This is a genomic window from Pedobacter sp. KLB.chiD (genome assembly GCF_047040275.1).
Taxonomy (GTDB): Bacteria; Bacteroidota; Bacteroidia; order Sphingobacteriales; family Sphingobacteriaceae; genus Pedobacter.
Map to the genome: position 1 here is coordinate 2,812,199 of NZ_CP178207.1, position 23,468 is coordinate 2,835,666.

The 23,468-nt window shown below is 39.5% G+C and carries 19 protein-coding genes and 1 tRNA gene; 10 read left to right on the forward strand and 10 right to left on the reverse strand.

Annotation, left to right across the window (positions count from 1 at the left end; all coding sequences use genetic code 11):
- Nucleotides 1-19 precede the first annotated feature (19 nt).
- From coaE to ACK1I8_RS11600, 6 genes are all read right to left on the reverse strand, one after another.
- A complete protein-coding gene (gene coaE, locus ACK1I8_RS11575; RefSeq protein WP_412465547.1) occupies nucleotides 20-637 on the reverse strand; it encodes a dephospho-CoA kinase in 618 nt (205 codons plus the stop codon).
- Nucleotides 637-1,584 (reverse strand): YbbR-like domain-containing protein, encoded by a 948-nt coding sequence (locus tag ACK1I8_RS11580; protein ID WP_412465548.1) that lies wholly within the window; start codon nucleotides 1,582-1,584, stop codon nucleotides 637-639. The genes coaE and ACK1I8_RS11580 overlap by 1 nt, the downstream gene beginning before the upstream one ends.
- A gap of 121 nt (nucleotides 1,585-1,705) precedes the next feature.
- Entirely contained in the window at nucleotides 1,706-2,026 is a 321-nt protein-coding gene (gene yajC, locus ACK1I8_RS11585; protein ID WP_412465549.1) for a preprotein translocase subunit YajC, read from the reverse strand.
- 66 nt (nucleotides 2,027-2,092) lie between these two features.
- Nucleotides 2,093-2,551, reverse strand: coding sequence for a DUF1573 domain-containing protein (locus ACK1I8_RS11590; protein WP_412465550.1), 459 nt, complete (start codon nucleotides 2,549-2,551; stop codon nucleotides 2,093-2,095).
- 1 nt (nucleotide 2,552) lies between these two features.
- On the reverse strand, nucleotides 2,553-3,503 hold the full coding sequence (nusB, locus tag ACK1I8_RS11595) for a transcription antitermination factor NusB (protein ID WP_412465551.1): 951 nt from the start codon (nucleotides 3,501-3,503) through the stop codon (nucleotides 2,553-2,555).
- A gap of 49 nt (nucleotides 3,504-3,552) precedes the next feature.
- A complete protein-coding gene (locus tag ACK1I8_RS11600; protein WP_412465552.1) occupies nucleotides 3,553-4,641 on the reverse strand; it encodes a Glu/Leu/Phe/Val family dehydrogenase in 1,089 nt (362 codons plus the stop codon).
- Nucleotides 4,642-5,221: 580 nt separating this feature from the next.
- Between ACK1I8_RS11600 and ACK1I8_RS11605 the strand changes: the two genes are divergently transcribed.
- Together ACK1I8_RS11605 and ACK1I8_RS11610 are read left to right on the forward strand one after the other, a co-directional pair.
- Entirely contained in the window at nucleotides 5,222-7,012 is a 1,791-nt protein-coding gene (locus ACK1I8_RS11605) for an ABC transporter ATP-binding protein (RefSeq protein WP_412465553.1), read from the forward strand.
- 79 nt (nucleotides 7,013-7,091) lie between these two features.
- Nucleotides 7,092-7,415, forward strand: a complete 324-nt coding sequence (locus ACK1I8_RS11610) for a DUF3276 family protein (RefSeq protein WP_113947092.1) — start codon at nucleotides 7,092-7,094, stop codon at nucleotides 7,413-7,415.
- A gap of 74 nt (nucleotides 7,416-7,489) precedes the next feature.
- Here ACK1I8_RS11610 and ACK1I8_RS11615 read toward each other — a convergent pair whose 3' ends face one another.
- The gene (locus tag ACK1I8_RS11615; protein ID WP_412465554.1) at nucleotides 7,490-7,954 is read right to left on the reverse strand and encodes a hypothetical protein; all 465 of its coding nucleotides are present in this window, start codon (nucleotides 7,952-7,954) and stop codon (nucleotides 7,490-7,492) included.
- Between the two features lie 289 nt (nucleotides 7,955-8,243).
- On the opposite strand from ACK1I8_RS11615, the gene ychF reads away from it, so the two are divergent.
- Nucleotides 8,244-9,344 carry a redox-regulated ATPase YchF gene (ychF, locus tag ACK1I8_RS11620; RefSeq protein ID WP_293788578.1) on the forward strand — a complete coding sequence of 367 codons (1,101 nt, stop codon included), beginning with the start codon at nucleotides 8,244-8,246 and terminating at the stop codon, nucleotides 9,342-9,344.
- Nucleotides 9,345-9,846: 502 nt separating this feature from the next.
- Here ychF and ACK1I8_RS11625 read toward each other — a convergent pair.
- On the reverse strand, nucleotides 9,847-10,461 hold the full coding sequence (locus ACK1I8_RS11625) for an HAD hydrolase-like protein (protein WP_412465555.1): 615 nt from the start codon (nucleotides 10,459-10,461) through the stop codon (nucleotides 9,847-9,849).
- Nucleotides 10,462-10,470: 9 nt separating this feature from the next.
- On the reverse strand, nucleotides 10,471-11,847 hold the full coding sequence (mgtE, locus tag ACK1I8_RS11630; RefSeq protein ID WP_412465556.1) for a magnesium transporter: 1,377 nt from the start codon (nucleotides 11,845-11,847) through the stop codon (nucleotides 10,471-10,473).
- Between the two features lie 295 nt (nucleotides 11,848-12,142).
- Here mgtE and ACK1I8_RS11635 point away from each other — a divergent pair.
- Nucleotides 12,143-12,214, forward strand: a tRNA-Arg gene (locus tag ACK1I8_RS11635).
- 64 nt (nucleotides 12,215-12,278) lie between these two features.
- Here ACK1I8_RS11635 and ACK1I8_RS11640 read toward each other — a convergent pair.
- On the reverse strand, nucleotides 12,279-13,391 hold the full coding sequence (locus ACK1I8_RS11640) for a glycoside hydrolase family 5 protein (RefSeq protein WP_412465557.1): 1,113 nt from the start codon (nucleotides 13,389-13,391) through the stop codon (nucleotides 12,279-12,281).
- Nucleotides 13,392-13,401: 10 nt separating this feature from the next.
- Between ACK1I8_RS11640 and ACK1I8_RS11645 the strand changes: the two genes are divergently transcribed.
- From ACK1I8_RS11645 to ACK1I8_RS11670, 6 genes are all read left to right on the forward strand, one after another.
- Nucleotides 13,402-14,757 carry a hypothetical protein gene (locus ACK1I8_RS11645; protein WP_412465558.1) on the forward strand — a complete coding sequence of 452 codons (1,356 nt, stop codon included), beginning with the start codon at nucleotides 13,402-13,404 and terminating at the stop codon, nucleotides 14,755-14,757.
- A 22-nt stretch (nucleotides 14,758-14,779) separates the two neighbouring features.
- Nucleotides 14,780-16,777 carry a cellulose biosynthesis cyclic di-GMP-binding regulatory protein BcsB gene (locus ACK1I8_RS11650; RefSeq protein ID WP_412465559.1) on the forward strand — a complete coding sequence of 666 codons (1,998 nt, stop codon included), beginning with the start codon at nucleotides 14,780-14,782 and terminating at the stop codon, nucleotides 16,775-16,777.
- 9 nt (nucleotides 16,778-16,786) lie between these two features.
- A complete protein-coding gene (locus tag ACK1I8_RS11655; protein WP_412465560.1) occupies nucleotides 16,787-17,617 on the forward strand; it encodes a hypothetical protein in 831 nt (276 codons plus the stop codon).
- 1 nt (nucleotide 17,618) lies between these two features.
- On the forward strand, nucleotides 17,619-19,478 hold the full coding sequence (locus tag ACK1I8_RS11660) for a glycosyltransferase family 2 protein (RefSeq protein ID WP_412465561.1): 1,860 nt from the start codon (nucleotides 17,619-17,621) through the stop codon (nucleotides 19,476-19,478).
- Between the two features lie 3 nt (nucleotides 19,479-19,481).
- On the forward strand, nucleotides 19,482-21,056 hold the full coding sequence (locus ACK1I8_RS11665) for a hypothetical protein (RefSeq protein ID WP_412465562.1): 1,575 nt from the start codon (nucleotides 19,482-19,484) through the stop codon (nucleotides 21,054-21,056).
- 389 nt (nucleotides 21,057-21,445) lie between these two features.
- The gene (locus ACK1I8_RS11670) at nucleotides 21,446-23,467 is read left to right on the forward strand and encodes a gliding motility-associated C-terminal domain-containing protein (RefSeq protein ID WP_412465563.1); all 2,022 of its coding nucleotides are present in this window, start codon (nucleotides 21,446-21,448) and stop codon (nucleotides 23,465-23,467) included.
- Nucleotide 23,468: the final 1 nt, after the last annotated feature.

Here is a 23,468-nt window from a genome sequence, read left to right on the forward strand (position 1 = left end):
AATGATTGGAGCAGAGCGTTTATACATTATCAGGCTTAAGGGCTTCCGCTGCGTTTAAAAACTGCTGATGCAAGGTTAAAACCTGCCCGATGATGGATTGTTGTTCATCATTTACGATAAAATGATTGGCCAGTTTAGATTTCTCTTCATCACTAAACTGTTTGTCCATACGCGCTTTAACCTGTTCTGCAGAAACACCGTCGCGTTGCATCACCCTTGCCAGCTTAATTTCATACGGTGCAGTAACCAGAATAGTTGTATCACACATCTTGTAAGAACCACTTTCGAAAAGCAGGGCGGCTTCTTTAAGGGTATAAGGTACATTTTCAGGTATGGTTTTTTCCCAGGCATCGAAGGCCCTAAAAACTGCCGGATGAACCAATGCATTTAATTTTGCAAGGGCCTTTTCATCATTAAAAACAATGCCTGCAATATATTTATTGTTTAGTTTCCCATCATCAGAATAACTTTCTTTGCCGAAAGCAGATTTGATTCCCGCTACCAACAAAATGTCTTTATGCATGATTTCTTTAGCAACCGTATCAGCGTAAAACACCGGAATCCCCAATACCTCAAAAACTTTGCAAACTGTTGTTTTGCCGCTGCCAATACCACCTGTTATGCCTACTTTATACATTATTTTTCTACAATGAAATCTATTTTAGAAGGTTTTACGCTAACCAGTTTACAATAATCCGGAAATTCGGTTATCTTGACCGTAAACTGATGATGCCCTGAATTTTGCCATTCATCCACATCAATGGTTGCGGTAATAAAACTTTCATCCACCTGATCGTAATTACTCAAAGCGACTAAAAAAGTCACCTTAACCTTTTTGGGATAAAGTTTAATGCTGTTGTAATTCCGGTTATTGGTCATTTTTAAAGGTACCTCAACGGTTTTTTCCGTAAATTCATCCACAGGGAGTTTAACTTCAACGGAAGATGGGTAAATGCTTACATTTTTATGAATACTGTGCTGTAAAGCAACCCGGGTAACAATATTGTTCTGTATTTTATCCTGTTTGAGTGTGTCGGTGGGCCAAAATGTTATTTTTGAAAGCTCCTCTAAAGGACCGGCTACCTTTACATATTTAGGGTTGAGGACCACATCGCCTGACCGGCCATATTGTTTTGCAAATCCCAATTTATCGATCAATTTTACGGGAACTTTTTTTACTATACGTTTGGTAAAATCAAAGTAAAGGGTATCAGGTTTAACCGAAATTACCTTTTGCGTGCTTTCCAACTGCCTGTTGATATTGAAAAGCTGATCGGAAAAGACGATAAAATCTTTGGTATTGAGCTGACTCAGACTAACCGAAACAGAAGGAGGATTAATTCTTAAACGGGCAAAAAGCAGCTGCCAGCCTGTACCTTCTACCTGTAAATCTATCGTATCAGACTGTAAAGGATAAAATGCTCTTTTAGTGGGACTATTTTTAAAAACCAATACCGTTTTGGCTACGTAAACATACTTGTTATTTAACGCCATAAAAAGCCATGCCGCTACAGCCAGCAAAAGGCAAGCCAATAAGCTAAAAACACGTCTTTTTTCAATCTTCGTTAACGTAATGAAGGGCATAATAAATTAAATATGAACGGTAAGCCGGAAAAATACTTTTCCAAAATGCATTTAATCAAATGTAATAAAACAAAAACAGTCCCGAAAGTTTTCGGGACTGCACTTAAATTTTATTAATTTATTAAGCTTTCGGTGTGATCACCGCTTTGGTTGCGTCTAAAGAAACTGCCGATTTATCGAAACGGATCTTTACCCCGCCTTCAACCTCAATTAAAAAAGTGGTTTCGTTCATATCTGCAATGCGACCGTGGATACCAGCGGTTGTGACGATTTTATCTCCTTTTTTTAATTCTTCAACCAATCTTTTATGGTCTTTAGCTTTTTTAACTTGTGGACGGATCATGAAAAAGTAGAAAACTACCATGATAAGTACCATTGGTACAACTGTAGATAGCATATTACTACCACCTGCTGCTGCATCTAAAATTAATGTTAATGTCATTTCTTATTGATTTGTTTTTTGTGAATTCTGATCGTTACGGATTATGCTATAAGCACAAAAACCGGTTTATTTTTTTTCCAGCACCTCTCCTACCAAATGAACGGTACTTATTGTTGGATTTGCATTTGATGTTACCGTGATTACCTTATCTTGCATACCCATTTTGCCTTCGCTATTGAAAACAACACTGATTACACCTTCTTTACCCGGCAAAATAGGCTCACCTGGTACCTGCGGAATCGTGCAGCCACAGGTTGCCGTTGCATTAGAAACGATAAGCGGGCTCTTACCTGTATTTTTAAACTTGAAATCGTGCTTAACTTTTTCACCCTGCGTTAATTTTCCGAAATCGAAAATATCGCGTTCGAAAACAATAACAGGTGCATCTGCCGGGGCAACTTTAGCTGTTTTTAAGGTATCATTGCCAACGGAAACAGCTGAGGAAGTTTCGCTGGTTTGATTATTTGCATTACGACATGCTACAAATGAAAGTGCAGCAATAGCCAGGATAAATGTTCTTTTCATTTTAATCTTCGATTAATCCGCGGCCGATCTTTTTAATGGTATTGTTTTTCTTCAGATCGCCTAAAATTTTGTCTAAAATACCGTTAATAAATGAATTACTTTTCGGTGTACTGTAATCTTTTGACAACTCTAAATACTCGTTAATGGTTACTTTAACCGGAATAGATGGAAAGTTTAACAATTCGCAAATGGCCATTTTCATTAAAATAGTATCCATTAAGGCAATACGTTCCGATTCCCAGTTTTTGGTGCGGTCAGCAATCATATCCTGGTATTTTGCATCATTCTGCAGGGTATGAACAAATAAATCCTGAACAAATTTGCTGTCTTCAACCCAATCGGCACTGATTTCGGTCAGTTTATTTTTGAAGGGATCTTCGGATGTAAAGTTTTTTAAGGTTTTGGCCACCATACCTTTCATCACTTCGTGATCTACCTGCCAATTGATGAATTTCTCTTCAAAAACCTGGATAATTCCCTGATTTTTTAAGATAATTTTACGGAAAATGTATTTGATGATATCTTTTGAGGATTCTAAACTTTCGTTCGGATCAGCCAGATAATCGGCATATTCTTTTGATGCTTTTAAAGAGTTGTAAACGGTTTTGCGGATTTCGGGATCGAAACCCCAATCAACCTTGTATTTTTTAATTGCAGATGCATACTCAGGGTTTTGCTGCAACAAAACGCTAAACTTATTGTGTAGCAATTTCATGTTGGGATTAATATCCTCTGCTGTTTTGATAAACTTATTTGCGCGCTCTGCTGCGTCGTTAGCAGTAAATTCGGTAACCTCTACCAGTAAAGATAACATCCAGATGTACATTTCGTACACGCTATCGATGCTTTGCATTAAAGTTTTTAAATCACCTTTAATGTCTTTTTTGTCTGCCATGTGCCAAGCAAAAATATTTTGCAAAGCTTTGATTCTTAAGTGCCTTCTGTTTAACATGAATGTAAGAACGAGTGCGGTTATTTAAAACCTGTTTTAATAATTATGATTAATATGACGATTTAATTTTTTTAATATCTGCAATCCTTTTCTCGGCAATCTGGTTGGCAGCAATGTTTGTTGATATCTTTTCTGCTTTACTTAATTTAATCACACTGCGCGTGGCATCGTAAATATTCTCGGTAAGCTGTACGGTGCGTTTTTTGCCGAAACCCGTCAACTCCGAATAGCAGGAAATTAATCCACCGGCATTGATCAGGTAATCAGGCGCAAATAAAATCCCTTTTTTCAAGAGTAGTTCGCTATCTGAAACCTCATCTTTTAACTGATTATTGGCTGAACCTGCAATAATGGCAAATTTCATTTTTTCGATGGTTTTGTTATTAACGGTAGCACCCATTGCGCACGGGGCATAAACATCGGCATCGGTTGTAAAAATTTTATCGGCCTCAATAGGTTTTGCTTTATATTTCCGGGCAACATAAGTTAATTGTTCCTGGTTGATATCGCTGATCAGCACTTCGGCATTTTCTTTTCTCAACAGGGCTACCAGGTGTTCGCCAACATTGCCTATACCTTGCACAACAATGGTTCTTCCTGCGAGCATATCTGTGCCAAAAACCTCTTTAACACTGGCTTTAATGCCTAAATAAACACCCTGTGCAGTAAAAGGAGCAGGGTTGCCTGCACCACCAATGGATTCGGGAACACCAGTAACATGACTGGTTTCCATGCGGATATATTCCATATCCCGGGTATTGGTACCCATTTCTTCTGCGGTAATAAATTCGCCATTCAGATTTTTGATAAACCTGCCATAGCTACGCATTAAAGTTTCGGTCTTGTCTTTTCTGGAATCGCCGATAATAACACCTTTTCCACCGCCCAGATTTAATCCCGTTATGGCTGCTTTGTAGGTCATTCCCCGCGACAACCGCAATGCATCTTCCAATGCTTCGCCTTCGGTACTATAACTCCACATACGTGTTCCGCCCAAAGCAGGCCCCAATGTGGTATCGTGTATAGCAATAATTGCTTTTAAACCTGTATCTGGATCATTACAGAAAACCAATTTTTTATGCCCATAGGCACTTAACTGATCTAAAATTGATGAATCTGACGGAGAATTTGCTGGCATATGAACGTTCGGCTAACCTGCTGCAAAATTAAAATAAAAAACCATTATTACACGTATTTAAGAAAACTATGACAAAATTTATTCGTTATGGCTGCAATCCGATTCCTATCATCACTTTGTGCGCAAAAGATCTGTAACCGAAGAAAAGATGCATCATTCCTGCTACTGGTAAAATCTATTGGTACATTATCATCCCCAGACAGGCCTTTCGCACAGCTGCATCTTTATTAATTTAGATCGCCAGCACGATGACGATGCTGCCTTCAATAAACTATCTTTAAGTACAAACCGCAGGAAACTACCTGTGTGAGATGGAAACATCCGACACCACGAACACATGGGTTATTAAACCAGGAAACACTGCCTCCGGTAAACACCCCCGCCTGCAACGTGCAGGTGATCGAATGTAAAGCCCGGTCATGCAACCGGCTATAACCGGATAGCAGGACCACACATTCCCAAAAACAAACAGTCTGGCAACGGATGGCATTTGCGCTCATCATGTCATTAATTTTCAAAGCGCAATTCAAATAAACAAATAAGTAGAATGAAATAACAAATTTATCTAAGTTTGTACAATATGAAACATCTGAGCCGATTAAACAAATACTTCCTCAAATACAAATGGTGGATTATACCCGGAAGTATTTTTGTGGTGATTTCTAATATTTTTGGCGTGGTACCCGCACAGGTAATTGGCTATGCTGTTGACTTAATCAGCGAAAACATTCAGCTCTTTAATCTTTTTGCCGGTTTCGATCGTCAGGCCATTATTTACGATATATTTAGCAGCAACCTGCTATTTTTTGGTTTGCTGGTTATTGCACTTTATTTATTGAGGGGACTGTTTCTCTTCTTTATGCGCCAGACCATTATATTAATGTCGCGGCATATAGAGTTCGATATGAAAAATGATATTTACCAACACTACCAGGAGCTGAGCTTAGGTTTTTACCGCCGAAACAACACCGGCGATTTAATGAACCGGGCAACAGAGGATGTGAACCGGGTAAGGATGTATGTTGGCCCGGCGATTATGTATACGATTAACACTTTTGTTTTATCTGTGCTCATTATCTGGTCGATGTTTGATGTAAATTCCAAACTGGCTATTTATTGTTTGTTGCCGCTACCTTTTCTGGTCGTGATTATCTATTATGTAAACACCCTGATTTTTAAAAAAAGTGGGAAGATCCAGGAGCGTCTATCAAATCTTTCCAGCTTTGTACAAGAGCGTTTCTCCGGGATCAGGATTATTAAATCATATGTTCGTGAAGATTATACCCGGAACATGTTCGAAATCCAGAGCAATGATTATAAAAAAGACTCCATGAGCCTGGTTAAAGTATCGGCTTTATTTTACCCTACCATGCTGCTGTTAATTGGATTGAGTACGATTTTAACCATATATATAGGCGGGATCCAGGTGATGAACGGCAGCATTACCGCAGGGAATATTGCCGAATTTATTATTTATATTAACCAATTAACCTTTCCCGTAACCATGCTGGGCTGGGTTACTTCTTTAATCCAGCGGGCTGCAGCATCGCAAAAAAGAATCAATGAGTTTTTAGACATCCCGTCAGACATCCAATCAACCGAAGCTGCAGAGATCGAATTAAGCGGTAATATCAAATTCGATCAGGTGAGTTTTACCTATCCCGATACAGGCATTGAAGCTTTGAAGAATGTAAGTTTTGAAGTTAATAGTGGCGAATTTGTAGCCATTATCGGAAAAACGGGATCGGGAAAATCTACTTTGGCAAATCTGATCATGCGGATGTATGACGTAGAAAATGGTGCAATAAACATCGATGGAAAGAATATAAAAGCATTAAATCTTAAGGATTACCGCAGCCAGGTAGGCTTTGTACCTCAGGAAGTTTTTCTCTTTTCAGATACCATAAAAAACAATATCGCTTTTGGTTTAGACGAGGTTACGGATGAAGCAGTACATGCAGCCGCAAAAAATGCTTCGGTTTATAACAACATTATCGATTTCGAAGAAAAATTTGAGACGATGCTGGGTGAGCGTGGAATAACCCTTTCCGGAGGGCAAAAACAGCGCGTTTCTATTGCAAGAGCGCTGATTAAATCGCCTAAGATTTTAATTTTCGATGACTGCCTTTCGGCTGTTGATACGAAAACAGAGGAAGAAATACTACAAAACCTGGGTAAAATTATGGCGGGAAAAACCAGTATTTTAATCGCCCATAGGATTTCGACCATTAAAAATGCAGACAAGATTCTGGTACTGGATAACGGCAAAATCATTGAACAAGGCACACACAATGAATTACTTAGGCTAAACGGGAGTTATACGGAGCTTTATAACAACCAACTTTTGGAGGAGGAAACGCGTACGATTTAAATTGTATTAAAATTGTATTTTGAACTTTAAATATTTGCTTTATATTTACCGAAACCAAAAACCAACATCAATACCAACCATGGGAGAATTCGACAACAAGGAAAGAGAAGAAGTTTTTTCAAAGAAAGTAAGAGCAGGCAAGAGAACTTATTTCTTCGACGTGAAGGCTACAAGATCGGGTGATTACTATTTAACAGTTACCGAGAGCAAGAAAAGATTAGAAGACGGTGTGTTTGTAAAACATAAAATCTTTTTATATAAAGAAGATTTCGAAAAATTTGCAGAAGGGCTAAATGAAACTGTTGATTACATCAAAACTCATCAGGATGTGGTTGAAAAACGCTATGAATATTCTGAAAATGGAGAACATAGCACCAGAACAAGCGACGATTTTACTTTTTAAGTAATATAATTTCAATAGAAAGCCTCCGGATTTTTAATATCAGGAGGCTTTTTTATATTGCTGATGGCATAGTTTTATTTTATGCCTATACTGTTCACCGCTATAGCAAGAATTAACAGAAAATAGCTTACCAAAAATACAATGGTGAGTATTCCCCAAAATTTAAACAGTGATTTTACACTTGCGATGGCATCGTTAAAATTTTCCTGATCGCCAAATAATACACCTTGTTTCCCTTTCGCTGAAAAACGCATTAACAATAAACTCGGGTAAAAAAAGAGTAAGGCCAACAACAGGTAAAATATGGTAATGCCTGTTGCGCCGATACCAGCTAACGGCCCTAGCTGATTAAGCATTGCGGGATTTGCCGTTATTGCTGCCCCTATGCCAAATGAGCTTAAGGTTAAAAATGCAGAGATCACAAAACCTACAACCGATAAAAATCTTGCCCATTTACTCATATCGTAAAAATAGCTGCGCATTTCTTCGGTAACAACCAATTTTACTTCCTGGGGCACTTCTTTTTCAAAATCTTCCATTTAATCTCTAGTATAAATTTTGGGCTAAACTTAGATAAAATATAGATTTGATACAAGAGCAGGGGTTTAAATAAAGGTTTTAAAAGCTTATCTTTGCGCGGAATTTAAGGCGGAAGGCGGAAGGCGGAAGGCGGAAGGCGGAAGGCGGAAGGCGGAAAAGGTAAAATGGTTGATGCTTTGATCAATCATAGCCCAGGCAACAAAACAAAAGATTACAAAATGAGCAAACGGCTATTGACCATAAAACTATGAGCCAATAGCCAAAACTAGACATAAAGACTAAAAAATAATGGCATTACAATGTGGTATAGTCGGTTTACCGAATGTGGGAAAATCTACTCTTTTTAACTGTTTATCAAATGCAAAAGCACAGGCGGCAAACTTTCCCTTCTGTACTATTGAGCCCAACGTTGGCGTAATAACGGTACCTGATGATCGTTTAACCAAACTGGCCGAGTTGGTTAAACCCAATAAAGTACAACCCAATACAATTGAGATTGTAGATATTGCAGGATTGGTAAAAGGCGCATCAAAAGGTGAAGGTTTGGGAAACCAGTTTTTAGGAAATATCCGGGCAACCAATGCCATTATTCACGTTTTACGTTGTTTTGATGATGGGAACGTAATCCATGTGGATGGTTCTGTTGATCCGATCCGTGATCGTGAAATTATTGATACTGAACTTCAGCTTAAAGATTTGGATACCGTTGACAAACGTATTCAAAAAGTGGAGAAAATGGCTAAAACAGGTGGCGATAAAGATGCCAAACGTACTTATGAAATCTTGACGGTGGTTAAATCTCATTTGGAAAGCGGTAAATCAATCCGTACGGCACCATTGGCGCCAGAAGATTTTGAGTTCATTCAGGATTTAGGCCTGCTCACCCAAAAACCGGTGATGTATGTTTGTAATGTGGACGAAGCATCGGTAGTTACCGGAAATAAATATGTTGACCTGGTTAGAGCAAACGTTGCTGATGAAAATGCGGAAGTTTTAGTGATCTCTGCTAAAATTGAATCGGAAATTGCCGAACTGGACAGTTACGAAGAGCGCCAGGAATTTTTGGCCGATTTGGGGTTAACTGAATCGGGCGTAAATAAACTGATTCGTGCGGCTTATAAATTATTAAACCTGTATACCTATTTCACTGCAGGTGTGCAGGAGGTTAGGGCCTGGACCATTACAAAAGGTTTTACAGCGCCACAGGCTGCCGGCGTAATCCACACCGATTTTGAAAAAGGATTTATCCGCGCAGAGGTGATCAAGTATAACGATTTTGTAACCTTGGGTTCTGAAAATGCCTGTAAAGATGCCGGAAAATTGGGTGTAGAAGGAAAAACCTATGTGGTAGAAGATGGCGATATTATGCACTTCAGATTTAATGTTTAAATCCCTTACCCCAATCCCCTGAAGGGAATTAAAAAACTTAAAAGCCATTCTCTGGAGTGGCTTTTTTATTTGTAATGCATCGCCACGGAAGGTTTTGCCACGGAAGCTCTGAAAACACCGTGGAAGTTTCGCTGTTAGGCGCAGCTGGCGAATTTCATAAATTAACCACAAACGCCTATGGATAAACACAGATCATTGAACAAAGCACTTTCTTTTTACCTTTTAGCAGCCGTTCTGCCACTTAAACCGGTAAGCTAAAATGAACTTATACTTCTTAATGGAAACAAATCAGACAAATAAAGTCGACCCATTACTTTGAGCAACAAAAACACAGGTTAAAACAATATTTTGCGATTTTAATTTCACGATGCTTAAATAGCTATACTTTCCTAAGCAGCAAATAGTTTTACTGCATAGTTGACGAAACGTATCAATCCCTTAAAATCCGGGAAACAGAGCTCTCCCTACCTGTACAGGCGTTTTAGTCAAGATGAGGAGTATATTAAACCTCTAACCCATAAGCGGCCAATTGCGCTTTGGTATCTTCGTAACCGGTGTGATGAATACCTTTTAATCCCAGGCCTTCGGCAACCTGAACAAAAAGCATCCGATCATCGATATATAGGCTCGTTTCTACGTCGCTTTGCGAAATGTCGATCGCTACTTTAAAGATATCAGCATCTGGTTTACGGAAGTGCACGAAACTTGATGATACAAAAAAATCAACAAACTCATTTAGTTTAAAAGTATTGATGCGGTATTGGTTGAGTTCCCTGCCTTCGTTGCTGATTACCGCTACCTTTAAGTTGTACTTCTTTTTTAAATCGCAGATCAATTGAATCATCTCCGGATAAGGAAGTGATTTTTTGAACATAAATTCTTTAAAATCATCGTAAGTAAATTGGCGTTCTTTGAAGAAAACGATACGTTCCAGGTATTCATCAAGCGTTAATTTACCCACTTCGTAGGTATCGAAAGTAAGATGATGGCGTTCTTCGAGATCGACGGAATCAAGGTTAAAAAGTACTGAGGCCTCTCCTCTCGCCTGCCTATCCCAGCCATTGGTTAGCAAAACGCCCCCGATATCGGTAAAGAGTGTGGTAATTTTTTTATGCATGATCTAAATTTAAAGTAAAACGCCTTTTAAAATTAATACGGCCACACTGAAATAGATTACAATTCCGGTTACATCTACCATAGTAGCTACAAATGGTGCTGATGACGTTGCCGGATCGAGTTTCAGTTTTTTTAGAATAATTGGCATCATCGAACCGATTAAACTACCCCATAATACAATCCCTACAAGGGTAAAGAATATGGTAGTTGCAATTAATAACCAATGTGGACCATAGTTATAGAGGTGTAATTCTTGCCAGGTTACAATACGGACAAAACCAATTGTCCCTAAAATGATCCCCAGTAATACTCCCGACACAAGCTCGCGGCGCATTACCCTCCACCATTCAGCAATGGTTACTTCGCCAAGAGCCATAGCCTGAATAATCAACGTTGATGCCTGGGAACCGCTATTACCGCCACTACTCATAATCAAAGGAATAAACAGAGACAATACCACTGCCTTTTCGAGTTCGATTTCGAAGTGCTGCATGGCTGTTGCAGTTAACATTTCGCCCAAAAACAGCACAATAAGCCAACCGGCCCGTTTTTTCACCAGTTTAAGGATCGGGATATCCAGGTAAGGCTCGTCCAAAGCCTCGGTACCCCCTATTTTGTGCATATCTTCCGTATATTCTTCGTTGGCTATCCACAAAATATCATCAACCGTAACGATACCTAAAAGAATATTATTTTCGTCTACCACGGGTAAAGCCACGCGGTTATTCATCCTGAAGATGTTAATGGCATCTTCCTGAGGGTCGTTTGCTTTTAAGGCGATGAAACGTTTATCGGTCAACTCACCGATAATGGCTTCAGGATCGGCGAGTAAAACCTCCCGGATCCTGATATCGTCCAACAGTACCCCTTCCTTATCGATTACGTACACAACATCAATGGTTTCGGAGTTTTTTCCATAACGTCTGATGTGTGCAAGAACCCTCGCGATAGACCATTCAGGTTTTACGGCAATGTAATCGGGTGTCATTAACCGGCCGATACTGTATTCGTTGTAACCTAAAAGGGTAAGCGATTCATTTCGTTCCTGTGGCGGCAACAGGGTAATCATTTTTTTTACCACATCTCCTTTTAGCTCACCAAAAAGTGCCGTACGGTCATCGGGTGGCAGATCTTTGATGATCTGATTGAGTTTATTGCCTGAAAGTTTTTTAATAATACGCTCCTGTGTAGGAAAATCCAGGATCCTGAATACGTTTACGGCCCTGTTAAGGGATAAGGTTTCGATAAATTTGGCTGCATATTGTGGAAGTTCATCGATCAGTTCTTCAACATCCGAAATATTCAGTTGATCCAGATATTGCTTTAACGCTTTATCGTTATCTTTTTCAATTAGTTCCTGAATTTCTTCCACAACCATTTCTTCCATACGCAGCTATTTATTTTATTACATGACTAAACCTCAATTAACGGTTCGCAAAGGTGCATTTTATTTCGCTAAAATGCCAGACTAAGCCTTCTAAAATGAGCAGGCGAGGCAGCCTATTTTAAAAATACAGCAGTATAATGCCAATACAAGGAAGTGTTTGGACAATGATTTAACTATTTGTTAACATCAGATTAGGGAGATTGCCAAAATTTCCTGGCAAAAGATCAGTTGAAAAAGTGTTTTTTTATTAAAAATGCCAAAAAAATAAATTTTCAAATCCTATATTTGCAGCCCTGCTCCCGTAGTTCAATGGATAGAATTATGGTTTCCGGTACCATCGATATGAGTTCGAATCTCGTCGGGAGCACAAAAACGAGACAAATCAGTTTTAGGCTGGTTGTCTCGTTTTTACTTTAGCTCCTACCATAACTTTACTTCCTAAACAGATCGATCATACAGGGACTCAACGTTTTCATATCTGGCTTACCCGTAAAAATCGAGAAATTTTCATCATATTCCCACACCATCCATGGAATAGAAAGCCGGTCAAGTTCGTTTTTAACAGCGGTTAAATAATTGCATATGCTCTGCCTGGATGCATATTTTCGGTATACGCCATACTCACCACATAATATCGGTACATGATGGGTAGTAGACCATTGCTTAATGATCAGCAATTTATCGTGTACCGCTCCGGCCTTTCCCTCATTTTGGTAATTTTTATAATTTGCTTCTCCGGCCGTACCCTTTGCAGATGGGGCCAAAGGAGGCATTTGGCGATCCTGGTAAGGAAAAGGGATACCCGTGGTAGATACCTGTTTTCCAATCCAATCGGCTCCCTGGTGGGTAAATATAAACGGTTCGTAAAAATGAAAGGTATATATGATGTTTTTAAATGGTAACGGGGTAATCCTGCTTAACTCATACATGCTGTTATAGTTTGAGGCTCCTACAATAATTGTCCTATCCGGCGACATCTTCCTAATAACCGCGATCAGCTGCTGCGCAACAGGGAGCCATTGCTGATCGCTTATTACCGGTTCGTTCAACAGTTCAAAGTAAAGGCTGTTGCAACTTATTTTTCGGTAACGTTTTTCAAGAAACGTCCAAAGTGCCGCCAGTTGTTGCGTATCATACGGTAAATATTCTGCCCTGAGGTTTCCATAATGGTTTACCAGTACCAATCGAACCTGGTATCGGATGGCTTTTTTAATCACTGCATCAATATCAGAAAGCAGTTTAGCTTTCTGCAAATCGTTGCCCTGTATATAGAACTGCTGAAAAGCAACAGGCAGACGGATTGTTTTAATTCCTAAGCCAGTAATCAACCGGAAATCGGCATCGGTTAATTTATCAAGATATAATGCCTTGGGATTCCAGTATTGTTCGAGCCAGGATACATTAATACCACGGCCTAACTGGCCCGCGCGCCATTGAGACAGACGGTATGTTTGTGCATAACCGAACTGCACAAAAACCATCAGAAGCAATACTACGTAATTTTTTTGTGTCAATTCTTTTTTTTTACTATGTTTAAAATTCATCCCTGACATTATGAATATCTCTACTGTAACTGGTACCACAGCCGCTGTTTACGTCAGTGATGCGGTATATGAAAAGCAATTAACAAAAAAATCGAAATACTACGCCAATATTATTATTTGGACCGTCATATTCTTATATCCATTATTGGCCATACTTGATTATATATACGCTTACCCAATTTATCAGGCGCTTTTCCTCACTAAAATAATCATTGTCGTAATAATATATGCGGTTTACGACATTTCCGTCAGGCTCGGAAAATCCAAAGATTTTGCCTTGCATACCACATTTCTCCTGATATCACTTAATGCTTCCATCATCTGCAATATCGTAACGTTCGATATTGCTCCTGTATTTTTCACGGCTTTTGCGAGTTTAGCAATGCTTTTCAACCTGATTGTTTTTTGGAATCCTATAAATTCCTTCGTCCATTTTTTTACTACACTCTTATTTATGGCTCTGGGATACCACCTGCTGAATACTGTTAGTATAGAAACATACATTACTCAGGGCGCCGGACTGTTTATCGTGATTCTTTTTTTTTCCAGCTTTATCCCGATGGCCAGGTATGATATTATCAGGAAAAACACTTTGAATAATCTGCGTGTAAAGCAAACTACAGCTCAACTTAATTTGCTTCATGAGGAACTGATAGAGAAAAACCAGCAGGTAGAAATATCAAACTCCAGGTTAACCGGCCTGGTCATGCAACAGGACAGCTTTATGGCCTTTGTACGTGAAGATATCCTGAGTTTTGTCCGTTCGATCAATATATCGGCCAATGCCATGAGGGATTTCGCCCATGAGCATCATCGCCTGCATCACATCGAAATCATCAACGAAAATATACTCAGGCTGAAACAGCTTGCGGAACTTTTCCCTGCTGACCATTCGGCACTATCAAGTGATATTGCACTATCTTTAAAAAAAGTCAATCTTCTTGCCAGTGCCCGGGCGGTAGCCAATTGTTTGATCAATAGTTTTGGGTATCCTGACATAAACTTTAGTATAGATCCGCAAAAACAATGGCCAACAGTTCAGTTGGACCAGCTTTATACCGATCAGATTCTTTTTAACCTCTTTGCAAACTGTTTTAAGTTCTGCAACCATAACGAAATTATTGATTGCCGGATGAAGGAGCGTAATAACAGGATTTATCTTATCGTCAACTGTATCCCTCCTGGCATAGCAGCAGATAGTGTGGCAAACGAATGGGAATCTGCAATAGTAACGGCACAAAGCCTTCATAAGGGGCTTGGCCCTGGTTTTTACATTGGGAAACTGCTCGCTGAAAAAATGGGGGGAGAACTCATTTACCACAAAAACCAAACCCATAACGGTTACGTACTGGCTTTTAACCTATAATACTTTTCAAATTTTTATCCAGATGAAAAAATTACTGATCGTTTTCGCACTTTTTATTTGCTATATACCAGGTTTCGCACAGAAATCTTTCGAATCTTACGGATATCAATCCCAGCTGATCAGAGGTACTGAAGGACAATTTATTTATTATATACGCATACTTCCGAGCCAACAGATGGATAAAAGTACCCTAATCATCCATTTCCAGGCGTCAAAGATATTGAATACAGCAAGATCATTTATCCATATACTGGTCAATGATATGCCGGCCATGAGCAGCAATTTTCAAACAGATAGCATCAACAGGCTTGTGGTACCCATACGTAAAAGCAATAACAGCACTTCTGATTTTTTAAAAATTACCGTCAAATCACAGCTGATGATTGGGGATGATATCTGCCAGGATGATAACCATGCTGGTTTATGGGTAAATATTTTGCCAAGCTCCACTATATATTGGGCAAAGAACAAGCAATATGGGCCTTCCAGCGTAAATCTTTCCAATGCTCTTTTTAGTAAAAAAGCGATTGTTTATCCTAATGATATTTCGGCTTCTGAACTACAGACGGTTGCATTAACCTATGCCAAACTGTTAAGGAGTGGTACAGACCGGGTAGATCTTTATCCGGTTTCTCAGATGCCACAAGGGCTGGATAATTTTATCGCTATCGGGCTAATGCATAAGCTCAAGCCAAAATTTGGCTCCAAATTAAATATTGCCCCGAAAAAGGGCCAGGGCATTCTTTATCTGAACAAAGAACCCGATACTACAAAGTTTGGATTACTCAGGCAGATCCTGTTTGTAACTGCAGCAGATGTTGCCGGAATGAGCAAAGCTACTGACGCACTGTTAACCCCGGGGATTTTGGGCAGTAGCTTTCAGGATATATTAAAAGTTGACAGAGCAGGTTATAAGCAATTGGAGAAAAAAAGCAGGCTGAATCTCTCAGATCTTGAACAGAATAACAATCTAATGACAGGGTCAGGAAGCTTAAGTCATGATTACCGATTTAAAACATCGGTATTCAGTGCACTTCCTGCAGCATTAAACTGTCAGTTTGAAATCAGGTTTTCTGGCATTGAGCAACGAGACAGGGGTTATTTTAATGTTTATTTAAATGATATATTGCTTACCAGCAGACAGTTAAATGAATCTGGCACATTACAGGTAAGTGCAGCAGCTAACCGCTACCAGATCAAAAAATTTAATATACTCAGAACAGAATTTGTTTTTTACCCTGCCAATGGATTATGTAAGGGTAATTTTCAACATTTTATCGGACAGGTTGATGCTTCAAAATCGTTTATAGAGGTGGCTGATAACCTGGAGGAAAAGCAGGTCAGTTTTTACAGTTATCCTGATGTTTTTCAACAGGGAACAGCAATTTTGGTTGCAAAAAATATGCTTTCTTACGCCGTAAAAGCAATTTGTGAGTTAGCCTACCAATTAAACGATCACCCTAGTAATGAGATTGTATACCGCCCTGTTATTGATTTCAGCAACAATGCGGCTAAGTATAAAGGACACAACATTGTATTGATCACCGACAGGCAGGATCGGTTGCTCAGCAATTTTAAGGAGATGCCATTGCAGTATAAAACTGATTTCACCATATATGACGAGCAGCCCGGTGAAGCGATCTACAAACTTTCGTCACCTGAAGCTGCATCCATTTCGCAGATATTCAAGGATCGGGATTATCCTTTGGTACTTTCAGTTACCGCATTGCCAGATCATGCCTCCGCTGTGCTATTAGCAAATAGCATTCTGGATTTAAATGAACAATTAAACCTGCTTTCCGGAAACACAATGATCAACAGTAAAGATAGCCATCTCATCTTCAACCTCGAAAGAAACAGTAACAATGTTGTTTACCAGGGTGACGGCACTGGCCACTGGCAAACACTTTGGCTTAAATACAAATTACTTTTACTTGCAGGCGTACTGTTCCTCATTTTCCTTGCCTACCTATATGTCCGTTCAAAGGTAAACAAGTCACAAAAAATTGTAACCCAATAACCTATTGCCATGAATATCAAAGCCATAAAATTTATTTTCGCAACCATTATCCCGTTTTTCATGGTACAATATGCTATAGCAAGTGGTTTTCCAATGCGGAAAGGCAAAGCGCTGCTTGCCCCATACCTAAGTTATTTTGTGGCCAACCAGTACCGGGATCTTAAAGGGCAGAAGTACGATTATGCCAATAACGGAAAATATAGCTCCTTTACGATGCAGCTTTATATGGAATATGGCATTACCGATCACCTCGATCTGGTTGCAAAACTTCCCTTGACTGCTGCACAGTTTAAAGATAATGTACAGCGAAACAGCAATACCGCACTTTCGGATGTAGAAATAGGTTTTAAATATAACCTGCTGGAATTTAACCAAAAAAAATACTTTCTGTCGGCACAGGCGCTGGCGGCAATTCCGCTGTATGGAAAAAATGGTAACCCCAGCACTGGTTATGGCCAGTTCGGTTCGGAACTTAAATTGCTATTTAGCGGGAGCATACCTGCAGCTTATTTTAATGTTGAGGCAGGTTACAGGCAATATTTTGGTAATAGGTTCGGTAATGTGGGGCAAGTGAGCTACATCGCCACATCAGGCTTGCATCTGGGCAAAAATAATCAGGTTATGGGTGAGATCAACGGGATCAGTTCGTTAAGATCGAATCTGTTTAATCCCGAAAATCCTGCCACTAACACCGAATTCACTTTTATAAAAGCCAACATCAGTTTTGGGCAGCGCATTACTGGTGATAACTGGATATTTGCAGGCCTTTTTCACGATATACTCAACAGGAACTCGGGCATTGGCCAGGGTGTTGCCTTGACCGGAATTATACGCTTTTAGCATGAGCAGGAAACAAGGGCCTTATATTATAGAAATACTCTCTGCTCAGGGTTATATTACGCAGGATGATGTGGTGCGGATTGCTTCGTTTAATGAAACCAGCGGACTATCGCTGGTAAAAATTCTGCTTAATTTTGGGTACATCAGCCGGAAGGATTACCAAAAATGCCTGAGGCAGGAGGGTTACGACTTTAAAGACCTTCGGTTAGAAGATACCGACCTCCAGGTAATAATGCCGATGGATCTTAAAAGGGTTGACCGCGACCTGATTCTGCCATTGCGTATAGAAGATGGCCATCTGGTCGTTGCAGTCGCCGATCCTACTGCAACGGCAGATTTTCTTTTGATGGAAGAAAAATACGGTTGTCCTGTAAAAGTCCTGCTTACCTCCGATCTGGATATTCTTTGGCTAGGGCATAAACTACTGGGTACAAACTATGTAAAAAAAGCGGTATTCGAATTGCTCAACAGAGATCCGAAAAGCTCAGCAATGGTTACCTTTACCCAAACTCAGCTCATTATCATTTTTTCAGTTATTACGCTGGTTACAGTTGCTCTCTTTCTTAGTTTTACAAACACTACGATCATCATTAACATGTTAATGAGCGGCTTTTTCTTAGTGTCTATTAGCTTTAAGCTGTTTCTTGCACTTACCGGCTCAAAGCTAGAACTTTTTCAAGCAGTGAGCAAAAAAGAACTTAAGGAGGTAAAACAGGCAGAATTGCCCGTTTTCACCATTCAGTTGCCTGTTTACAGAGAGGATAAACTGATCAAAAAACTGATCTGGAACCTGCAATCGTTGGATTACCCCAGAGAAAAGCTTGACATTAAACTGCTAATCGAAGAAGATGATGAAAAAACATTAAATGCCGTAAGAGATCTTGATTTTCCGGCTATTTTCGAAGTGGTTGTGGTTCCTTTCCACATGCCAAAAACAAAACCTAAAGCTTGCAACTATGGTCTTTATTTTTCGCGTGGTGAATACCTTACGATATATGATGCTGAAGATGTACCAGACCATGACCAGCTCAAAAAGGTGGTGGTGATGTTCGGCAAGCTTCCCAAAAACTACATCTGTATACAATGTGCACTGAATTATTTTAACAGGAATGAAAATTTTCTTACGAGGATGTTTACCCTCGAATATTCGTACTGGTTCGATTACATGCTGCCCGGCCTAAGCAGCCTCGACATTCCCGTTCCATTAGGTGGTACCAGTAATCATTTTAAGTTTGAAAAGCTGATGGAACTGGGTGGCTGGGACCCTTTTAACGTGACCGAAGATGCAGACCTTGGCATAAGGGCTTTTGCAAAAGGCTATAAGGTTGCATTGGTAAACTCTACCACTTATGAGGAAGCCAACAATGAACCTTTTAACTGGATCAGGCAACGTTCGCGATGGATAAAGGGTTATATGCAAACCTATCTGGTACATATGCGCAACCCTTCAAAACTGATAGAAAAAATAGGTTGGAGCGGTTTTTTGGGATTTAATTTTTTTATAGGCGCAACACCTATTACCTTCCTGATCTACCCGCTTCTGCTGTTGATTTTTATCTGCTACCTCATCTTCGATCTCGAGGATATCCGTACTATATTTCCCGATTGGGTACTTTATATTTCGATGTTCAACCTGGCAATAGGCAACATACTCATTATATACGTGAATATGATCGCTGTGTTCAAGCGACGATATTATGAACTTATTTTATTCTCTGTTCTTAACCCATTTTACTGGTTAATGCATTCCATAGCTGCTTATAAAGGCCTGTGGCAACTCATTACCAAACCTTTTTACTGGGAAAAAACAACTCATGGATTAAGCAAGTTACAAACAAAACGGGACAAAAAAATTGGATAACAGATGAACAGTTCACAATTAAATAAATCCCTAATCCTGATATCGTTTTCATTGTTTGGATATTATATTTATATCGCTTACATTCTTTATACGGGAGGAGTACATAGTAATGAAGCGCTTTTTTTTACAGAAAAATCTGCGCTGCTGCGAGAGGGTAATATAGATGAAATCAAAATTGCCGGGCTTACTTTCCCGCAGCTGCCTTTCATCCTCTCCTGGCTTTTCTCTTTTCTGGATATCAGGTTTTCTTCGGTTATCGCCTCAACCTTAGGTACTTCTGCATTATTCTACATCATTACATTTTCAATCAGAACGCAGCATTACCGAAACTGGTTGTCTTTGGGTATACTCATTACCTTCATGTTCCATCCGGCATTTATTTTTTTCGCTGTATCAGGAAAAAGTTCGTACATGGTGCTCATCTTTTTTTATCTTTTTGTAATCAGCATTTTCAGGTATTTTCGCAACAATACGTCTTACCATATTTCAGTTGCCAGTATCTATTTTACATTGCTTATTTTCTGTTCATTCAAGTTTATCTGGCTGATACTGTTCATTTTTCCTATTATTTTTTTTGTAGCGCTTCAATCCATGACCATTGCAAACAACGACCTCATGAACAAAATCGCAATCGCATTTAATACCATATCGATAAGACGTAAGCTAGTTAATAAAACTTTGGCTATCTATCTTATCATCTTTGCGCTTCCGATAACCGCGATGTTGATTTTCAGGATATTGAACCAGGCTTACACCGGAGATGCAGATTATTACTTAAATAGTCCTTACGCAAATTATACTGCTATTACCGATCAAACAGATAACCTCCTTAATTTAACAGACAACAAACTGGGACGCATACTTCCGGAGTGGCATTTTTTAACAACGGTAAGGATATTGCTATTTGCCCCTCTTATCGTATTCTGTCTCGGCATTTTCAAGAGCATTAGCCGTAACATCTTTGTGGTTTTTTCCCTTTTCTTCTTTATGGAATTTTTAAAAATAAAATATCCTAATGTTTTTATACTAAGTCACTTTTATGCTGCCTTTATTTGCCTTTCCTGGGCAGTTATAGCTAACGCGAAAGATATCAGAAAATTGAAATTCAGTAAATATTTTTATCTCTCCATTATTATCGTACAGCTAGTTACCGCATATTTCGCCATAAATTCGAGCCATATACCTGAAGAGAAAAAATTCCAGCATGCATTGGTATCTCTACTGATGGGAAAACCGATAGAAAGAGATGATACCGAAAAAATAACCAGCTACATCAAAAAGATCAAATCTGACGAAGTCATACTTGCAGATGATGCCAATGCATATCGGATGATTGCATTGACAGGATCTGCAGAAATGTTTCTCACACCGGGTGAGAATAGTTTCTTGGCTGCACTTGCCCGGCCGGCAAAACATGTATCCTACATATTAGCTACCAAAAAAGACAGTCCTTACGATTCGTTTGGACTATTAAATGCCAATATGATACAAACACTGGTTTCAAAGGGAGTTTTGCTAAATCCGGTCCGCTCCAATAAAAACTGGATATTGTGGCGTATCGAAAATAAGGGGAAATAAGAATTAAGTAAGTGTTATACCATTTAGGAGCATCACAGGATTGTTTATCAATAAAATTCAGGTTTTAGTATATCTTCAATCGGTTTATCGCCCATCAAATCGATAGCGGTATAACAAAACTTCATCACCCGGCTTTAAGCCCTTCCTGCCGACAAAAAACAGGAGAACAAATATACATCACAGAAGCTGTAATTTGTCACAAATAACTTATAACTGTATATAATGCAGAAACAGCAGATTCATCACAGATTTATGGTGATTCGTCAAACAAAAAAGCACCTTTGTAAATAAGCAATTAAAAAATCTCATTTACCCGTAAAATTTCCTCATTTTCGATGCTTTCACCATTGTAATTATCCATATTTTTATGGCTTAACGCGCTATATATTATGTTAAGGCGGATACTGATATTTATGCTTTCGTTTGTTTTTATTCAAGCACAAGCGCAGGTTCCTGTGAATGATGACATCAAAACGGCAATCACGCTTAAAAATGTTACGGCGTATTGTTCGGGCGATGCCGCTTATACCAGTATCAATGCTACTGCTAGTGGATATACAAAGGGAAGCTTTTGGAACAGTGAAGGAAACGATGTCTGGCTTAGGTTTACAGCCATAGGCACTGATGTTACCGCTACGGTGACCGGACAGGCTATAAGTAATAGCAATACGCTGCTTAGCCCCCTTATTGCATTCTATACCTATAAAGACAATATCCTTTCCGAGCAAATTGGTGCTATGGCTGCTGAAAATAACCTGACTACTGCATATAAAGGCGGACTGATTATCGGTGAAGTCTATTACATCCGTATCAGTGCTGAAAATAATGCCACTGGTAGTTTTAAACTCTGTGTAAATAGCTATAACCCACCAAACAAACCCGGACAGGATTTCTCGTCGGCATCGCTTTTATGCAATAAAGACAGTTTTACAGAGCTTCAGGTGAGCGGCGCGGGACTTAATAATCGCGAAGCCTATGGAACTTGTTTAAGCGTTGAATCGAACAGCGCCTGGTACACCTGGATAGCCGCCACTAGTGGTACGCTAGGCTTTACAATTACGCCAACAGCAGTTACTGATGATATAGATTGGGTACTGTTTGACCTGGGACCGGCCACTGCAGCTTCCGCGCCCTCATCTGCAAATTCAATCCGGTGTGCAGCTGGCAGTGGCGTTGACTGCACTCCAAGATATTACATTACCGGTGCAAACAACAGTTCTCTGGATCTTACAGAGCAAGGAGGCTGCAATATAAGCCAAGATGGTTTTGTAAAGGCTATTGATATGGTAGAAGGACATCAATACGCATTGCTGGTTGATAATTTTTCAAACAAAAATAATGGTTTTACACTTGCATTTAATGGTGACGGGGAGTTTGCAGGACCGAAATCGGACATCGAAGTAAAAACGGAAGACGCCTGTTTAAGCACACAGAAATTTATATTTTCGGCAAAACCCAGTAACTATAGTAGTTTAAAATGGAGTTTTGGCGAAGGTGCGAGCATAACTAATGCCACTACGTCCGGCCCCTTCGAAATTAGCTACTCTACCGCTGGCACCAAAACGGTAGTACTCGAAACCTTTTCAGCGAGAGGATGCCGTACCGTAAGCAGTTACACTTTTTATGTAGCTTCAAAACCTGACAAACCAGTTATCTCTGCCAATGCCACAAATTTTTGTCTTGGTGGAACAATGGAATTACGGATACCAGAGGTATCAGGTGCAACATATCAATGGACAGGGCCGGCCAATTTTAGCGATTCAACCGCAGCAATCAGTGTACAAATAAAAAATGTTGCCCACGCCGGTAATTATATGGTGACGGTAAAAGTAGGCAATTGCTATAGCGAAACGGCCACCATCAATATTCCTGGTATTGTAAAAAATCCTGTAGCAAGTTTCCAGACAGATCCTGTGGTACCGGGTAAGTTTTCAGCCCCGGTTCCCATCACCTTTTTAAACCATTCGCGTGATGCAGATTATTTTGAATGGAATTTTGGAGACAACGAAACTTCTACCGACTACCAGCCGACACACGTTTACCAAAAAAAGGGAACTTATACGGTAACCCTCAAGGCTTTTACCAATAATGGCTGTGTGGATATATATGCGCTTAATAATCTGATGATACTGGATGGTAGTACGCTGCAAATCCCTAACTCTTTTTCTCCAAACGGGGATGGCATTAATGACCTGTTGAATGTTAACGTCAGCAATTTAAAAAGATCCAGTTTTAAAATCTTTAACCGCTACGGAGATCAGGTCTTTTTTAGCACGAATATTTTCGACTCATGGGATGGTACATGGCATAACAAGCCTGTACCGGTAGGAGCTTATTATTATATATTAAATGGAACAGATGTCTTTAATAAAGAGGTACGCTTTACCGGATCAATTACACTGATCAGATAAG

Coding starts and splice junctions, on each gene's coding strand:
- ACK1I8_RS11670 (WP_412465563.1), top strand. CDS start 21,446: ATGTTAAGGCGGATACTGATATTTATGCTTTCGTTTGTTTTTATTCAA.
- ACK1I8_RS11615 (WP_412465554.1), bottom strand. CDS start 7,954: ATGGAAGATTTTGAAAAAGAAGTGCCCCAGGAAGTAAAATTGGTTGTT.
- nusB (WP_412465551.1), bottom strand. CDS start 3,503: ATGTTAAACAGAAGGCACTTAAGAATCAAAGCTTTGCAAAATATTTTT.
- coaE (WP_412465547.1), bottom strand. CDS start 637: ATGTATAAAGTAGGCATAACAGGTGGTATTGGCAGCGGCAAAACAACA.
- ACK1I8_RS11600 (WP_412465552.1), bottom strand. CDS start 4,641: ATGCCAGCAAATTCTCCGTCAGATTCATCAATTTTAGATCAGTTAAGT.
- ACK1I8_RS11625 (WP_412465555.1), bottom strand. CDS start 10,461: ATGCATAAAAAAATTACCACACTCTTTACCGATATCGGGGGCGTTTTG.
- ychF (WP_293788578.1), top strand. CDS start 8,244: ATGGCATTACAATGTGGTATAGTCGGTTTACCGAATGTGGGAAAATCT.
- ACK1I8_RS11610 (WP_113947092.1), top strand. CDS start 7,092: ATGGGAGAATTCGACAACAAGGAAAGAGAAGAAGTTTTTTCAAAGAAA.
- mgtE (WP_412465556.1), bottom strand. CDS start 11,847: ATGGAAGAAATGGTTGTGGAAGAAATTCAGGAACTAATTGAAAAAGAT.
- ACK1I8_RS11660 (WP_412465561.1), top strand. CDS start 17,619: ATGAGCAGGAAACAAGGGCCTTATATTATAGAAATACTCTCTGCTCAG.
- ACK1I8_RS11650 (WP_412465559.1), top strand. CDS start 14,780: ATGAAAAAATTACTGATCGTTTTCGCACTTTTTATTTGCTATATACCA.
- ACK1I8_RS11605 (WP_412465553.1), top strand. CDS start 5,222: ATGAAACATCTGAGCCGATTAAACAAATACTTCCTCAAATACAAATGG.
- ACK1I8_RS11580 (WP_412465548.1), bottom strand. CDS start 1,584: ATGCCCTTCATTACGTTAACGAAGATTGAAAAAAGACGTGTTTTTAGC.
- ACK1I8_RS11645 (WP_412465558.1), top strand. CDS start 13,402: ATGAATATCTCTACTGTAACTGGTACCACAGCCGCTGTTTACGTCAGT.
- ACK1I8_RS11590 (WP_412465550.1), bottom strand. CDS start 2,551: ATGAAAAGAACATTTATCCTGGCTATTGCTGCACTTTCATTTGTAGCA.
- yajC (WP_412465549.1), bottom strand. CDS start 2,026: ATGACATTAACATTAATTTTAGATGCAGCAGCAGGTGGTAGTAATATG.
- ACK1I8_RS11655 (WP_412465560.1), top strand. CDS start 16,787: ATGAATATCAAAGCCATAAAATTTATTTTCGCAACCATTATCCCGTTT.
- ACK1I8_RS11640 (WP_412465557.1), bottom strand. CDS start 13,391: ATGAATTTTAAACATAGTAAAAAAAAAGAATTGACACAAAAAAATTAC.
- ACK1I8_RS11665 (WP_412465562.1), top strand. CDS start 19,482: ATGAACAGTTCACAATTAAATAAATCCCTAATCCTGATATCGTTTTCA.